This window comes from Microbacterium sp. 2FI, from assembly GCF_005502885.1.
GTDB lineage: Bacteria > Actinomycetota > Actinomycetes > Actinomycetales > Microbacteriaceae > Microbacterium.
Genome location: NZ_SCMR01000007.1, coordinates 104,420 through 118,366, shown reverse-complemented (window position 1 = coordinate 118,366; position 13,947 = coordinate 104,420). Strand labels below are relative to the sequence as shown.

16 protein-coding genes are annotated in these 13,947 nt (G+C 70.3%); 10 read left to right on the top strand and 6 right to left on the bottom strand.

Annotation, left to right across the window (positions count from 1 at the left end; genetic code table 11):
- Window positions 1-15: 15 nt before the first annotated feature.
- The 7 genes from FFS15_RS08250 to FFS15_RS08220 all read left to right on the top strand — a co-directional run bounded on the left by FFS15_RS08250 (window position 16) and on the right by FFS15_RS08220 (window position 6,376).
- Window positions 16-1,080, top strand: a complete 1,065-nt coding sequence (locus tag FFS15_RS08250) for an ABC transporter substrate-binding protein (protein ID WP_137844531.1) — start codon at window positions 16-18, stop codon at window positions 1,078-1,080.
- 107 nt (window positions 1,081-1,187) lie between these two features.
- Complete coding sequence (locus FFS15_RS08245) at window positions 1,188-1,946, top strand: ABC transporter ATP-binding protein (RefSeq protein WP_249353866.1); 759 nt, start codon at window positions 1,188-1,190, stop codon at window positions 1,944-1,946.
- Window positions 1,936-2,877, top strand: coding sequence for an ABC transporter permease (locus FFS15_RS08240; RefSeq protein ID WP_137844530.1), 942 nt, complete (start codon window positions 1,936-1,938; stop codon window positions 2,875-2,877). Before FFS15_RS08245 ends, FFS15_RS08240 begins: the two co-directional genes overlap by 11 nt.
- Window positions 2,874-3,698, top strand: coding sequence for a uroporphyrinogen-III C-methyltransferase (gene cobA, locus FFS15_RS08235; RefSeq protein WP_137844529.1), 825 nt, complete (start codon window positions 2,874-2,876; stop codon window positions 3,696-3,698). Before FFS15_RS08240 ends, cobA begins: the two co-directional genes overlap by 4 nt.
- Window positions 3,695-5,077 carry an FAD-dependent oxidoreductase gene (locus FFS15_RS08230; RefSeq protein ID WP_249353856.1) on the top strand — a complete coding sequence of 461 codons (1,383 nt, stop codon included), beginning with the start codon at window positions 3,695-3,697 and terminating at the stop codon, window positions 5,075-5,077. The genes cobA and FFS15_RS08230 overlap by 4 nt, the downstream gene beginning before the upstream one ends.
- Window positions 5,074-5,403 carry a ferredoxin gene (gene fdxA / locus FFS15_RS08225; protein WP_137844528.1) on the top strand — a complete coding sequence of 110 codons (330 nt, stop codon included), beginning with the start codon at window positions 5,074-5,076 and terminating at the stop codon, window positions 5,401-5,403. The genes FFS15_RS08230 and fdxA overlap by 4 nt, the downstream gene beginning before the upstream one ends.
- Window positions 5,396-6,376 (top strand): NAD(P)/FAD-dependent oxidoreductase, encoded by a 981-nt coding sequence (locus FFS15_RS08220; RefSeq protein WP_137844527.1) that lies wholly within the window; start codon window positions 5,396-5,398, stop codon window positions 6,374-6,376. Before fdxA ends, FFS15_RS08220 begins: the two co-directional genes overlap by 8 nt.
- A gap of 140 nt (window positions 6,377-6,516) precedes the next feature.
- Here FFS15_RS08220 and FFS15_RS08215 read toward each other — a convergent pair whose 3' ends face one another.
- From FFS15_RS08215 to FFS15_RS08200, 4 genes are all read right to left on the bottom strand, one after another.
- Window positions 6,517-7,317 carry an ABC transporter permease gene (locus FFS15_RS08215; protein ID WP_137844526.1) on the bottom strand — a complete coding sequence of 267 codons (801 nt, stop codon included), beginning with the start codon at window positions 7,315-7,317 and terminating at the stop codon, window positions 6,517-6,519.
- Window positions 7,318-7,325: 8 nt separating this feature from the next.
- Window positions 7,326-8,243: an ABC transporter permease gene (locus tag FFS15_RS08210; protein ID WP_137844525.1), complete on the bottom strand. Its 918-nt coding sequence runs from the start codon at window positions 8,241-8,243 to the stop codon at window positions 7,326-7,328.
- Between the two features lie 68 nt (window positions 8,244-8,311).
- Window positions 8,312-9,496 (bottom strand): ABC transporter substrate-binding protein, encoded by a 1,185-nt coding sequence (locus FFS15_RS08205; protein ID WP_137844524.1) that lies wholly within the window; start codon window positions 9,494-9,496, stop codon window positions 8,312-8,314.
- Between the two features lie 72 nt (window positions 9,497-9,568).
- Window positions 9,569-10,603, bottom strand: a complete 1,035-nt coding sequence (locus FFS15_RS08200; RefSeq protein WP_137844523.1) for an ABC transporter ATP-binding protein — start codon at window positions 10,601-10,603, stop codon at window positions 9,569-9,571.
- A 128-nt stretch (window positions 10,604-10,731) separates the two neighbouring features.
- On the opposite strand from FFS15_RS08200, the gene FFS15_RS08195 reads away from it, so the two are divergent.
- The 3 genes from FFS15_RS08195 (at window position 10,732) to FFS15_RS18610 (ending at window position 12,497) form a co-directional block, all read left to right on the top strand.
- Complete coding sequence (locus FFS15_RS08195) at window positions 10,732-11,526, top strand: GntR family transcriptional regulator (RefSeq protein WP_137844522.1); 795 nt, start codon at window positions 10,732-10,734, stop codon at window positions 11,524-11,526.
- Entirely contained in the window at window positions 11,523-12,275 is a 753-nt protein-coding gene (locus tag FFS15_RS08190; RefSeq protein ID WP_137844521.1) for a cache domain-containing protein, read from the top strand. The genes FFS15_RS08195 and FFS15_RS08190 overlap by 4 nt, the downstream gene beginning before the upstream one ends.
- Window positions 12,276-12,338: 63 nt before the next feature.
- Window positions 12,339-12,497 (top strand): hypothetical protein, encoded by a 159-nt coding sequence (locus tag FFS15_RS18610; protein ID WP_171013127.1) that lies wholly within the window; start codon window positions 12,339-12,341, stop codon window positions 12,495-12,497.
- Window positions 12,498-12,521: 24 nt separating this feature from the next.
- On the opposite strand, the gene FFS15_RS08185 is transcribed toward FFS15_RS18610, so the two are convergent.
- Together FFS15_RS08185 and FFS15_RS08180 are read right to left on the bottom strand one after the other, a co-directional pair.
- Window positions 12,522-12,845 carry an L-rhamnose mutarotase gene (locus FFS15_RS08185; RefSeq protein WP_137844520.1) on the bottom strand — a complete coding sequence of 108 codons (324 nt, stop codon included), beginning with the start codon at window positions 12,843-12,845 and terminating at the stop codon, window positions 12,522-12,524.
- Window positions 12,842-13,945 carry a Gfo/Idh/MocA family oxidoreductase gene (locus FFS15_RS08180; RefSeq protein WP_137844519.1) on the bottom strand — a complete coding sequence of 368 codons (1,104 nt, stop codon included), beginning with the start codon at window positions 13,943-13,945 and terminating at the stop codon, window positions 12,842-12,844. The genes FFS15_RS08185 and FFS15_RS08180 overlap by 4 nt, the downstream gene beginning before the upstream one ends.
- Window positions 13,946-13,947: the final 2 nt, after the last annotated feature.

Below are 13,947 nucleotides of genomic sequence, written 5' to 3'. Positions count from 1 at the left end.
TGAAGGAGGCGAACCGTGAACACCATCCGCACTGCGACGACGATCACCACTCTGGGACTTGTGGCCTGCATGATGGCCGGCTGCGCCTCCGCCTCGGGATCCACCGGTACCGAAGAGGTCACCGAGCTCCGCCTCGGCTACTTCGCGAACGTCACCCACGCCCCCGCCCTCGTCGGACTCGAGGAAGGCCTGTTCGCCGATGCCCTCGGCGACGTCGCCGTGACGACGCACGCCTTCAACGCCGGTCCGTCGGCGATCGAGGCACTCACGGCGGGCGCGATCGACGCGACCTACATCGGTCCGAACCCGTCGATCAACACGTTCATCCAGTCGGGTGGGGTCTCGGCGCACATCGTCGCCGGGGCGGCGACCGGCGGCGCCGCACTCGTGGTCCGCGACGGCATCGACAGCGCCGCCGACCTCGAGGGCACGACGCTCGCGACGCCGCAGCTCGGCAACACGCAGGACGTGGCGCTGCGCGCGTGGCTGGCGGAAGAGGGCTTCGAGACCGACACTTCGGGTGGCGGCGACGTGAACATCACGCCGACCGAGAACGCGCAGACCCTCACGCTCTTCCAGGACGGCGAGATCGATGGCGCGTGGCTGCCCGAGCCCTGGGTGTCGCGGCTCGTGATCGACGAGGGCGCCCACGTGCTGATCGACGAAGCCGAGCTGTGGGAGGACGGCGAGTTCCCCACGACCGTGCTGCTCGTGCGCGCCGAGTTCCTCGAGGCACACCCCGACGTCGTCGAGGACCTGCTGGAGGGCCATATCGCCGCCGTGCAGTGGATCGCCGACAACCCCGAGGAGGCGCCCGCAGTGATCAACGGCGCACTCGAGGCAGAGACCGGCAAGGCGCTCGACGAGGCGGTCATCACCCGCGCGCTCGAGCACGTGCTGTTCTCGATCGACCCGCACGCCGACACGTTCGAGACCCTCGTCGCGAACGGCCTCGAAGCGGGCACGCAGAAGGAGGGCTCGATCGGCGGGCTCTTCGACCTGCGCCTGCTCAACGGCCTGCTCGCGGATGCGGGCGCCGAGCCGGTTTCAGCCGCGGGCCTCGGAGAGGATTCACCGTGAGCACACCCGCTCCGGGCGTCTCCGGTGTCGCGTCGCCGCAGGGCGACGCGACACCGGAGGCGCGCGTCCCGAACCTTCTGGGACCGAGCTTCGACAGCGTCACGCCGGTGCGCGAGCCCGCGCCGGCGCCTCCGCCGGCTGTGCGGATCGACCACGTCGGCAAGCGCTTCGGCACCGGTCCGGTCGTGCTCGACGACGTCTCGCTCGACATCGCCCCCGGTGAGTTCGTGTGCCTTCTGGGCGCCTCCGGCTGCGGCAAATCGACGCTGCTCAACCTGATCGCCGGGCTCGACCGCCCGAGCACGGGGAGCATCACGACCCCCGACGCCGGCGCCGCCGTGATGTTCCAGGAGTCGGCGCTCATGCCGTGGCTCACCGCGCGGCGCAACGTCGAGCTCGCCCTGCGGCTGCGCGGCGTCCCCCGCGGCGAGCGCCGCGAGAAGGCGCTCGCCCTGCTCGACACGGTGAATCTCGCGGATGCCGCCGAGAAGCGCCCGCACGAGCTCTCGGGCGGCATGCGCCAGCGCGTCGCGCTCGCCCGGGCCCTCGCGCAGGATCGCCCGGTGCTCCTGATGGACGAGCCCTTCGCGGCCCTCGACGCCATCACGCGCGACCTGCTGCACGAGGAGCTCGAGCGTGTGTGGCGGGCCACCGGTCGCACGATCGTCTTCGTCACGCACAACGTGCGCGAGGCCGCGCGTCTCGGTCAGCGCGTCGTGCTGATGGGCAGCCGACCCGGCCGCATCGTCCAGGAGTGGACGATCAGCAAGACCACCGGGCGCCGCATCGAGTCGCCCGAGGTCGCCGCCCTGTCGGTGGAGATCACCGACCAGCTGCGGAAGGAGATCCGCCGCAATGCCGCCTGAAGCCACTACCCGGTCGCTGAGCCAGGAGCGCAGCGACGAGACGAAGCGCGCAGCCTCCGCCCACTCCGACGACCTGCGCAGCCTCGAGACCGGCCTCGACCGTCTGCAGACCGACGCGACGCCCGAACCGGGCCGGTGGCGCGACTTCGCAGCGAGCGTCGTGCCGCCCATCCTGTTCGTGATCGTCCTGATCGTCGCGTGGCAGCTGTTCGTCGTGATCGCGCAGCCCCGCCCCGACAAGGTCCCGAGCCCGCTCGCCGTGTGGGACGCGCTCGGGTATGCGTGGGAGTCCGGGCGCCTGCAGGAGGCCGTCGCCACGAGCCTCGAGCGCGGCGTCGCCGGGTTCGTCATCGCGATCATCGTCGGCACGCCCATCGGACTGCTGCTCGCGGAGGTGCGGCCGCTGCGCCGCGCCGTCGGGCCGATCATCTCGGGCCTGCAGGTGCTGCCCTCGGTCGCGTGGGTGCCGGCCGCCATCATCTGGTTCGGGCTCTCCGACGCCACGGTCTACTTCGTCATCCTGATGGGCGCGATCCCCTCGATCGTCAACGGCCTCATCGCGGGCGTGTCACAGGTGCCGCCGCAGCTGCGGCGCGTGGGCACCGTACTCGGCGCCAACCGCTGGCAGCTGGCGACCGCCGTCGTCCTGCCGGCCGCCTTCCCCGGCTATCTCGCGGGGCTCAAGCAGGGCTGGGCGTTCTCGTGGCGCTCGCTCATGGCAGCCGAGATCATCGCGACCGGCGGCACCATCGGCTTCGGTCTCGGGACGATGCTCGACCAGAGCCGCGAGCTCGCCGACCTCGCGGGGGTCCTCGCGACGATCCTGGTCATCCTCTTCATCGGCATCCTGATCGAGCTCTGCTTCTTCGATCCGATCGAGCGACGGATGCTGCGCCGCCGGGGCCTCCTGATCACGGGAGGTGCCCGATGACCGCCGCCGGAAAGGTCTGGCTCGTCGGTGCCGGGCCAGGAGACGCCGGTCTCCTCACGGTCCGGGGCCTTCGCGCCCTCGAGCGCGCCGATGTGATCGTCGCCGACCGACTCGGCGCCCGCGCGGTGCTCGATGGGCTCGCCGCCGACGGCGTCGAGCTCACCGCCGACGTCGTCGACGTCGGCAAGCGCCCGGGCCACCACGCCGTGCCGCAGGACGCGATCAACGCCCTTCTCGTGCAGCTCGCGCGTGACGGCAAGACGGTCGTGCGCCTGAAGGGCGGCGACCCGTACATCTTCGGCCGCGGCGGCGAGGAGCTCGCCTTCTGCCAGCGCGCCGGCATCGAGGTCGAGGTCGTGCCCGGCATCACGAGCGCGATCTCGGTGCCCGCGATCGCCGGCATCCCCCTCACACACCGCGGTGTCGCGACCTCGTTCACCGTCGCCACCGGCCACGACCAGATCGCGTCCGTCGGCGGAGGCCGTGACCACACCGTCGTCCTCCTCATGGGCGTCGGCACCCTCGCGAACTCCGCGATCACGCTCGCCCGCGGCGAGCGGGGCGCCGGCTGCCCCGTCGCGATCGTCGAGGACGGCTTCGGCGAGCGCCAGCGCGTGACGATCGGAACCCTCGGCTCGATCGCGGCGCAGGCCGCCGAGCGCGGCATCCGCTCCCCCGCCGTCGTCGTCGTCGGCGACGTCGTGCGCCTCAGCCCCTACGCCCCCGCGGCCATCGCTCTCGACGCGCTCGACGCCTCCGAGGCACTGAGCGCCCGGCTCGCCGCAGAACACGACCCCTCCCGAAAGGCCCTTCCCCAGTGACTGACCTGAACCTCCGCGTCGCGATCGTCGGCGCCGGCCCCGCCGGCATCTACGCGGGCAACATCCTCGCGAACTCCGTCAAGGACCTCGGCGGCACGGTCGCGATCGACCTCTTCGAGTCCCTCCCGGCGCCCTACGGGCTCATCCGCTACGGCGTCGCCCCCGACCACCCGCGCATCAAGGGCATCGTGACGTCGCTGCACGAGATGCTCGATGCCGGCAGCATCCGCTTCATCGGCAACGTCGAGATCGGGCGCGACCTCGCCCTCGACGACCTGCAGGCGCGGTACGACGCCGTGATCCTCGCGACGGGGGCCATCCGCGACGCCGCCCTCGGCATCCCCGGAATCGATCTGCCCCGCTCGTACGGCGCCGCCGACTTCGTCTCGTGGTTCGACGGCCACCCCGACGTCCCCCGCGAATGGCCGCTGGATGCCGCCGAGGTCGCTGTCATCGGCAACGGAAACGTCGCGCTGGATGTCGCCCGCATCCTCGCCAAGCACGCCGTCGACCTCCGCTCCACCGAGATCGCCGACAACGTGCTCGCAGGGCTCGAGGCCTCGGCCGTCACCGACGTGCACGTCTTCGGCCGTCGCGGCCCCGCCGAGATCAAGTTCACCCCGATCGAGCTGCGCGAGCTCGGCGAGGTGCCCGATGTCGACATCGTCGTGCACGACGAGGACTTCGCCCACCTCGAGGGCATCACGCCGGCGACCAACCAGCTCAAGGTCATGCTCCGCATCCTCGAGAGCTGGCGGTCGCGCCCCTCCACCGGTGCGAGCCGCCGCCTCCACCTGCACTTCTACCACTCGCCCGTCGAGGTGCTCGGCACCGACGGCGTCGAGGGCGTGCGCTTCGAGCGCACCGTCCCCACCGGCGACGGCAGCACCGTCGTCGGCACCGGCGAGTTCCGCGACATCCCGGTGCAGGCGGTCTACCGCGCCGTCGGCTACCACGGCTCGCCCGTGCTCGACGTTCCGTTCGACGACGTGCGCGGCGTGATCCCGAACATCGAGGGTCGTGTCGTGGCGGATGCCGACGACACCGTGGCGATCCCTGGCGTCTACGCGACGGGCTGGATCAAGCGCGGTCCCGTCGGACTCATCGGGCACACGAAGTCGGATGCGATGGAGACGATCGCGCACCTCGTCGCCGACGCGCGGGCCGGTGTGCTGGCGGCACCGGTCGAGCAGGACGACGTGCTCGATCTCCTCGCCGAGCGCGAGGTCGCCTACACGACGTGGGACGGCTGGCTGGCCCTCGACGCCCACGAGTGCGAGCTCGGCGCGGGCCACGTGCACACGCGCGAGCGCGTGAAGGTCGTGCCCCGCGACGAGCAGGTCGACATCTCTCGCACCCGAGCACTTTCGCTGTCATGACCTACGTGATCGCCCTCCCGTGCGTCGATGTGAAGGACCGTGCCTGCATCGACGAGTGCCCGGTGGACTGCATCTACGAGGGTGAGCGGTCCCTCTACATCCACCCCGACGAGTGCGTCGACTGCGGTGCGTGCGAACCGGTCTGCCCCGTCGAGGCGATCTACTACGAAGACGACCTCCCCGACGAGTGGCAGGACTACTACAAGGCCAACGTCGAGTTCTTCGACGACGTGGGATCCCCCGGCGGCGCCGCCAAGGTCGGCGTCATCCACAAGGACCACCCCGTCATCGAAGCCCTCCCTCCCCAGGGAGAGGGCCATGACTGAGTCGGCGACGCCGCCGGCTGACGCGACCGCGGAGCCGTGCGAAGTCGACGTCGTGATCGTCGGCGGCGGACCGGCGGGCCTCTCGGCCGCGCTCAACCTCGGCCGTGCGCGCGCCTCGGTGCTGCTCGTCGACGCGGGGCGCCCGCGCAACGCAGCGACGCTGCGCTCGCACGGCTTCCTCACGCGCGACGGCGTGCCGCCGCTCGAGCTGCGCAAGCTCGCGCGGGCAGAGCTCGCCGCGTACCCGAACGTGCGGCTCGCCGACCGCACCGTGGTCACCGGCATCCTCCGGCGGGACGGTGAGAACGGCACGCGGTTCCTCGTCGCCGTGAACGGCCGCAAGCCCGGAACCCCCACCGTCGTCGCGGCGCGTTCGGTGCTCGTCGCCACAGGGCTCCGCGAGACCCTTCCGGCGATCCCGAGCCTGCGCGCCTACTACGGCATGACGATCTTCAGCTGCGCGGCGTGCGACGCATGGGAGCTGCAGGACCGGCGCCTCGCCCTCATCGGCGAGACCGGCGACCTCGCCGCCCGGGCGCGCCTCATCGCCCGCTGGACCGACCGCCTCACGGTCTTCACGAACGGCACCGAGGTCGTCGACACCGTCGAAGAGGCCGAGCTCACGGCATCCGGAATCCGCGTCGAGCGGCGCAGGATCGCCGACCTCGAGGGCGACCGCGGCACGGTGGAAGCCGTGCGCCTCACAGACGGCGAGCGCGTCGAGATCGACGGCGGGTTCGTGCGGCCGGTATGGAATCCGACGCTCGACTTCCTCACCGGCATCGACGCCGAGCGCGATGACGAGGGGCACCTCGCCGTCGACGGGTCGGGACGCACGTCCGTCGCCGGGCTCTATGCCGCCGGGGATGCCGCCGCCCCGGGCCCGCAGCAGCTCATCGTCGCCGCGGGTCAGGGCGCTCGCTCGGCCGCCGTCATCGTGCACGACCTCGTCGGGGTGCGCACCGCGCACTGACCTGGTCGGGCCGTCGTCTCGGCGGACGGCCCGCCGAGACGACGCGGATTGTCGTCTGCACCCGCCGGCAACAGCATTCTGCGTCTTCTCGCGGGCGCGAAGCGCCACAGAGGGCGGCGGTCGAGACCCGACCTACCCCGTCAGCGCCGCGTCTGCTCCGAGCCCGACAGCCGCTGGGCAAGGTAGATCGGCACGATCGAGACGACCACCAGCACGACCGCGATCACCGACACCACGGGCGCCTGACTCGGCCGGAACATGTTGTTCAGGATGTAGATCGGCAGCGTCGTCACACCTGACCCGGCTGTGAACGTCGTCACGATGATCTCGTCGAAGCTCAGCGCGAAGGCGAGCAGCGCCCCGGCGAGGAGCGCCGAGCGCAACTGCGGGAAAGTCACCAGCCGGAACGTCGTCCACACGCCCGCGCCGAGGTCGGCCGAGGCCTCTTCGAGGTTCGTGCCGGTGCGCCGGAGTCGCGCGATCACGTTGTTGAACACCGTCACGATGCAGAAGGTCGCGTGGGCGATCACCACCGTCCAGATCGACAACGGCACCCCCATGATCGTGCGGAAGAAGTTGTTCAGCGCGATACCGGTGATGATGCCGGGGAGGGCGATCGGCAGGATGATCAGCAGCGAGATCGCCTCGCGGCCGAAGAAGTCGAAGCGCTGCAGCGCGATCGAGATCAGGGTGCCGAGCACCAGCGCCACCACGGTGGAGACCAGCGCGACCATGACGCTCGTGCCGACGGCTTCGAGCGCACCGGCGCTCTGGAACGCCTTCCCCCACCACTCGAGGGTGAATCCGGGCGGCGGCCAGGTGAGCGAGGTCGAGGTCGAGAACGAGTTCACGAGCACGACGAAGAGCGGGAGGTACACCGCGAGCAGGATGATGCCCGTGACGATCGCCAGCACGACACGTGCCGAGGTTCCGAGTCGCATGAGCGGTCCTATAGGTTGTTCAGCGCACCCGTGCGGCGCACGAGAGCGAGGTAGCCGAAGATGATGACGATCGGGATGAGCGCGATCGCGGCCGCGAGCGGCAGGTTGTTGGCCGCGCCGACGTTCGTGTAGACGAGGTTTCCGAGCATCTGGTTCGCGCCGCCGACGATGTTGACGGTGATGTAGTCGCCGAGCGAGAGGGCGAAGCTGAAGATCGTGCCCGCGATGATCGCCGGGAACGCGAGCGGCAGCACGATGCTCCCGAGCGTGCGCCACGTCTTCCCGCCGAGGTCGGCCGAGGCCTCGAGGAGCGAGTCGGGGACACGCTCGAGGCCGGCGTAGATCGGCAGGATCACGTACGGCAGCCACAGGTACGACAGCGTGATGACGGTCGCAGGCAGGCCGTAGCCCGGGGTGTGGAGGCCGAACGGTGCGAGGAGCCACTCGAGGATGCCCTCCTGCGAGAGCACCGAACGCCACGCGTAGGCCTTGACGAGATAGCTCGCCCACAGCGGCATGAGGATCGCGATGACGAGGATGCGCTGCGCACGGGGCGAGGCGACCTTGGCCATGTAGAACGCGATCGGCAGCGCGATCGCGACGTCGACGATCGTGACGAGGACCGCGACCCCGAGGGTGCGCAGCGTCACCGTCTGGTACAGCGAACCGGTGAGGACCGTGACGATGTTGTCGAAGGTCCAGTCGGTGATGATCTCGCCGGTGAAGGTGTCGACCTGCCAGAACGCCGTCACCAGCAGCAGCACGAGCGCGACGATGTAGACGACGCCGAGCCAGAACAGCGGCGCGGTCAGCAGCAGCGTGAGCCGCACCCGCGGGTGGGTGGTCAGGAACGCCGACAGTCGACGCTGGGGCGTCCGCTTCGGGGCGGGCACCGCGCGTACGGCGGGGGTGATCTCGGTGGTCATCTCTTCCTCAGGAGAAGACCGGGGACGGCGCGTGTTCAGCCGCGCCGCCCCCGGCGTCGTTCAGGGCGTCAGCCCTTGATCTCTGCCCACGCCTGGGTCCAGGCGGAGTAGTCGACGCACTCGACGTCGGTGCGGCCGTCGACGCAGTCGGCGATCGGGGTGGTCCAGTACCAGATCTGCGACGCGTACTCCTCGTCACCGGCGTGGTACGCCTCGCACGAGCCCTCGCTGCGGAACTCGCACGCGGCCTGGTTCGACGGCGCCTCGCCGAAGTACTCGGTGGCCTGGGCGTTGGCCTCAGGGCTGGCGATGTAGTTCAGCCACGCGTACGCGCAGTTCGGGCTCGCGGCGTCGGATGCGATCATCCACGTGTCCGACCAGCCGGTCGCGCCCTCTTCAGGCAGCACGACGTCGGTCGCGGCTCCCGATCCTTCGAGGACGTTCTCGATGACCTGCCACGTGGTGCCTGCGACCGAGTCACCGGTCTCGAAGGCCTGGATCTCCTTGAGGTAGTCCGACCAGTACTCGCCGATGTGTGCGCGCTGAGCCTTCAGCAGGTCGACGGCGGCAGCGAACTGCTCCTCGTCGAGGGCGTACGGGTTCTCGATGCCGAGCTCGGGCTGGTGGGTCATGAGGTAGACCGCGGCGTCGGCGATGTAGATCGGCGAGTCGTAGGCCGTGATCTTGCCCGAGTTGTCACCCGCGTTGTCGAACACGACATCCCACGAGGTGGGGGCCTCGGCGAAGACGTCCGTGCTGTACAGCAGCAGGTTGGCGCCGTAGCCGTGGGGCACACCATAGGCCTGGCCGTCGACGGAGTTCCACTCCTGGTCCTTGAGGAAGGGGTAGATGCCCTCGTAGTTCGGGATGAGGTCGGTGTTCACGGGAGCCACGTCGCCTGCGGCGATGAGCCGCAGGGTCGCGTCGCCCGAGGCGGCCACGACGTCGTAGTCGCCGGTCTTCATGAGGTTGACGGCCTCGTCAGACGTGCCGTAGGTCTTCGAGACGACCTCGCAGCCGGTCTCCTCTTCGAACGCGCTGACCCAGTCGACGGCGGGGTCGTTGCTGCCGTCTTCGACGTAGCCGGGCCACGCCAGGAGCGAGACCGAGCCTTCGTAGTCGCCGAGCTCCTCGGCCTCTTCGGACGGCGCGGCGCTGCCGCCGCCTGACGTGCCGCAGCCGGCCAGGACGGCGATCGAGCCGATCGCCAGCGCGGTCGCGGCGATGCGCGCCCCGCGTGTCTTGTGCAACATGGGTGTGTTCCTCTCGGGTGCTGTGGTGCTTGCTGTGTGTGATCCGGGGCTCGCGCCCAGGTCTTGTTCCGGCTACGCGCCGGGGGGAAGGAGGGCGACGACGTCGCCGTCGTGCCATACGACGTGAACGCGGTCGCCGCGGTCGTCGTCGCCGGCGCGCGAGCGGTCATTGGGTTCGAGGACGGTGACGCGCACCCCCGCGTCGAGATCGACGACACGACGGATGCCGCTGCCCACGTAGATCGACTCGACGAGGGTCCCCGGTGCCGACCGCTCTCCCGCCCCGCTCGCAGCGGCCGAGCTCAGCGTTAGCTTCTCGGGGCGGATCGAGTGCTCGCCCGCACGCCCCATGAGCGCGTCGGAGCGCTCGTGGTCGAAGAGGTTCGAGGTGCCCACGAAGTCGGCGACGAAGCGGGATGCCGGGCGCTCGTACAGGTCGCGCGGAGTGCCGAGCTGCTCGATGCGGCCGTTGTTGAACACCGCGACGCGGTCGGAGAGAGTCAGCGCCTCCTCCTGGTCGTGCGTGACGAAGATGAAGGTGATGCCGAGGTCGCGCTGGATCTGCTTGAGCTCGACCTGCATCTGCTCGCGGAGCTTGAGGTCGAGGGCGCCGAGCGGCTCGTCGAGCAGCAGCACCTTGGGCTGGACGACGGTCGCGCGGGCGAGGGCGACGCGCTGGCGCTGGCCGCCCGAGAGCTGCGACGGCTTGCGGGCCGCCATCTGCTCGAGCTTGACCGCGGCGAGCGCTGCCATGGCGCGGTCGCGGCGCTCGGTGCGCTTGATGCCGCGTACCCGCAGGCCGTAGGCGACGTTGTCGAGCACGCTCATGTGCGGGAACAGCGCGTAGTCCTGGAAGACCGTGTTGACGTCGCGGTCGAACGGCGCCTTCTTGGTGACGTCCTGCCCGAACAGCTCGATCGTGCCTGCCGTGGGCTGCTCGAATCCGGCGATGAGGCGGAGCACCGTCGTCTTCCCCGAGCCCGACGGCCCGAGCATCGAGAAGAACTCGCCCGCGGCGATCTCGAGATCGACGTGGTCGACGGCGGTGACGGCGCCGAACTCCTTGGCGAGTCCGGTCAGCCGGATGGCGGGCTGCTGATCGGTCATGGACGATCTCCTTCGATGTCGATGCAACTAAATCATATGGATCCAGATGTCAAAAGAACACCACCCGTGTTACGGTCTTGTCACGGTTGAGGAGGACGAGCTCCTCGGCCTCGCCCCCCAGGAGCTTCATGCCGCACGCGACCGGACGAGTCGACGCCGCGCGTGCCGTCGTCTTCGCTCCCCTCGACGGCAGCGGACGCGCCGAGCTGGTCGAACAGCGGCTCACCGACGCCATCGTCAGCGGCGTGCTGCGCGACGGCGAGCGGCTCCCGAGCGAATCCGACCTCGCCCGCAGCCTCGGCGTCGCCGTCGTCACGGCGCGCGAAGCCCTCGAGGGCATGCGCGACAAGGGCCTGGTGCGCACGCGCCGCGGGCGCGACGGCGGCAGCTTCGTCACCTTCGACCGCGAGTCGGCCGCACGGCTGTTCGACCGGAGACTCCGCGAGCACAGCCGCATCCAGCTGCGCGACCTCGCCCTGCATGTCGCGGCGATCGCCGGCACGGCCGCCGAGACCGCCGCCGAGCGTGCGAGCGACGACGACATCGAGAACCTCGTCCGCATCGCCGCCGATGCCGATTCCACCACCGCGGGCGGCGCGCGCCGCGCCGTGAGCCGGTTCCAGCTCGAGGTCGCCGCGATCAGCCAGTCGCCGCGACTCGTGCATGAGGAGATGCGGCTGCAGAGCGAGGCGGGGGCGCTGCTCTGGCTGTGCCTGCGGGAACAGGAGTACCGTGACCGCAGCACCCTCGCGCGCACCCGCATCATCGACGCCATCCGCAACTACTCGCCGCTGGCCGCGCGCACCGCGACGATCACCCATATCGACGACGCCTTCCACTGGCTCATCGATGAGCGCGCACGGGTCGACGCGCTCGCCGAGGAACCGGCATCCGTCTCTCCGTCTTCGAAGGACACCCCATGACCACCATCGCGACACGATCCCCGGCCGACGTCGCCGCGCACATCGCCGCGACGATCGACGACATCTTCGCGATGATCGACGGCTGGCGAGACCTGCTCCAGGACCGGCTCGGCGCCGCTGACGCGCTGGCGGCGGCATCCGTCGATCCCCTCGTCGAGGCGTTCGCCGTCCCCGCGGTCAGCGGGCAGACGCTCCTCACGGGCGCCGGCTTCGTCGCGACCCCGGGCGTGCTGACGGATGCCGAATGGCACCTCGCCTGGTGGCTGGGCGGATCCGGTGCCGGACGGCACCTGCGCCGCCTCGCGACGATCGACGACCCGGGCCACGAGCAGTTCCGCGATTACACGGCGCTCGAGTGGTGGCGGGTGCCGGCGCAGACGCGCGCGCGCCACCTCACCGGGCCCTATGTCGACTACGTCTGCACCGACGACTACACCGTGACGATCACGACACCGGTCATGGTGCACGGCGAGATGGTCGGCGTCGTCGGCGCCGACGCGCTGGTCGACCGGCTCGAGCGGGAACTCCTGCCGGTGCTGCGCACCGGACGCACCCCCGCGACCGTCGTCAACGCCTCGGGGCGCGTGGTCACCTCGACCGATGCGCGGCGCGAGCCGGGGTCGATCCTGCGCGGGCCCGGCATCGTCGAGGCGGTGCGCGGAGCGGGGCCGGATGCCGTCACCCTCGCCGACGGCACTTCGGTGCTCGTGTGCGGCGACACGTCCCTCGCGCTGGTCGTCGGGCTCTAGAGACTGCGCGGCGTCGTTGTCAAGACCCCGCCGTGCGGCGAGCGATCGGGGCACAATGGCGTCATGCCCGCACTCGTCATCGTCCTCATCGTCGTCGGAATCGTCCTGCTGCTGCTCGGCCTCTTCGTCGAGGTGGTCAAGTTCCTGCTCTGGGTCGGACTCGTCATCCTCATCGTCGGCGTCATCGCCTGGCTACTGGGATTCATCAAGCGCAAGGCCTGAAGTCGACAGCGGCCTGGTGCCGACTCAGTCGTGGTGGAAGATCTCGGGGAGCTCTTTCCACCACTCGCCGTCGGCGCGGTCCGCGAGCGGCTGCTGCAGCGGCTCCTGCACGGCCCACCACCGCTGCGTCTCGGGATCGGCGGCGATCGCGGCCATGTCGGCGTCGTAGTCGTCGCCGGTGTACTCGAAGTACGCGAACAGCAGGTCGCCGTGCCGGTAGATCGAGTAGTTCTGGATGTGGCTCGCCGTCAGCCGCGCGAGGACGCCAGGCCACACCGCGGCGTGGTACCGCTCGTACTCCTCGCGGTGTTCGGCCGGGAGTCCGATGACCGACGCGACGCGCTTCACGCGTTCACCTCCACGGTCACCGGAATCCCCTCGCGCTCCTGGGATTCGTAAGCCGCCTCGACGACCGCCATGGTGTGCAGCACGTCGTCCACCGATGTCGGCAGCGTCGGCACGCTGCCCTCGACGAACCGCTGCACCGCCCCCATCGATCCGATGAAGGCGTCGGGGAACCACGATCCCTCGAACGGCACGTCGCGCCAGCCCCGCTCCTTCTCGTCGAGCAGCACGATCTCGAGCGCATCCGGCCCCCCGGTCGGATAGTCGAGCAGCAGGCCCATCTGGGCGCGGATCGCGCCCTTCGTGCCCTCCCACTTGATGTAGCTCTCTTCGTGCGCCGGCCCGAAGGCGTGGTCGTGGTTGGTGCTGATCGTGACGCGGAGCGGCCGGTCGCGGTAGCGGAGCAGGATCGTGGAGCGGGTATTGGCGACCTCGTGCTTCTCAGGATGCGGGAGCGTGACGGCACTGACACCGTCGGGGTCGCCGAGGAACGAACGCACGAGGTCGAGGTAGTGCACGCTGTGCATGTTGATCTCGAGGCGCTCGAGGCCGAACACGTGCGGGAAGAGGTGCCACGGGGTGTCGACCTGCACGCGGATCTCGAGGTCGTACAGCTCGCCGATCACGCCCTCGGCGATGAGGCGACGAGCCTCGGCGACGTAGGGCGCGAAGCGCAGCTGCGTGTTCACGGCGGCCACGAGGCCCTTGCTATGACAGAGGTCGCGCAGCGCGATGCCCTCGGCGAGCGTATGGCCGAGCGGCTTCTGGATCAGCACCGCCGCACCGTCGGGAAGCGCCTCGAGCGCGGCGGCGTACTGCTCGGGCATGAGGGCGATATCGTACACGGCACCGGCTGGGGCTGCCGCCACGGCCTCTGCGACCGTGCCGAAGACGTGCTCGATGCCGTACTCGTCGGCGAGCCCCTGGGCGCGCGCTACCGTGCGGTTGACGAGGCCCCACACGGGGTACCCCGCCTTGCGGTAGGCCGGCAGGTGCGCGTCCTTCACGATCCCGCCGGTGCCGATGATCACGATCGGCCGCGGGTGCGCGGGCAGCTCGAGGCGGTAGGCGGCCTCGGGATTCCGCTCGGGGTGGTCGCTCACGG

Excerpts from the sequence above, each read along its gene's own strand:
- FFS15_RS18610 (WP_171013127.1), top strand. The coding sequence starts at position 12,339 with ATGCCCGCACTCGTCATCGTCCTCATCGTCGTCGGAATCGTCCTGCTG.
- FFS15_RS08195 (WP_137844522.1), top strand. The coding sequence starts at position 10,732 with ATGCCGCACGCGACCGGACGAGTCGACGCCGCGCGTGCCGTCGTCTTC.
- FFS15_RS08215 (WP_137844526.1), bottom strand. The coding sequence starts at position 7,317 with ATGCGACTCGGAACCTCGGCACGTGTCGTGCTGGCGATCGTCACGGGC.
- FFS15_RS08190 (WP_137844521.1), top strand. The coding sequence starts at position 11,523 with ATGACCACCATCGCGACACGATCCCCGGCCGACGTCGCCGCGCACATC.
- FFS15_RS08210 (WP_137844525.1), bottom strand. The coding sequence starts at position 8,243 with ATGACCACCGAGATCACCCCCGCCGTACGCGCGGTGCCCGCCCCGAAG.
- FFS15_RS08205 (WP_137844524.1), bottom strand. The coding sequence starts at position 9,496 with ATGTTGCACAAGACACGCGGGGCGCGCATCGCCGCGACCGCGCTGGCG.
- cobA (WP_137844529.1), top strand. The coding sequence starts at position 2,874 with ATGACCGCCGCCGGAAAGGTCTGGCTCGTCGGTGCCGGGCCAGGAGAC.
- FFS15_RS08200 (WP_137844523.1), bottom strand. The coding sequence starts at position 10,603 with ATGACCGATCAGCAGCCCGCCATCCGGCTGACCGGACTCGCCAAGGAG.
- FFS15_RS08240 (WP_137844530.1), top strand. The coding sequence starts at position 1,936 with ATGCCGCCTGAAGCCACTACCCGGTCGCTGAGCCAGGAGCGCAGCGAC.
- fdxA (WP_137844528.1), top strand. The coding sequence starts at position 5,074 with ATGACCTACGTGATCGCCCTCCCGTGCGTCGATGTGAAGGACCGTGCC.
- FFS15_RS08220 (WP_137844527.1), top strand. The coding sequence starts at position 5,396 with ATGACTGAGTCGGCGACGCCGCCGGCTGACGCGACCGCGGAGCCGTGC.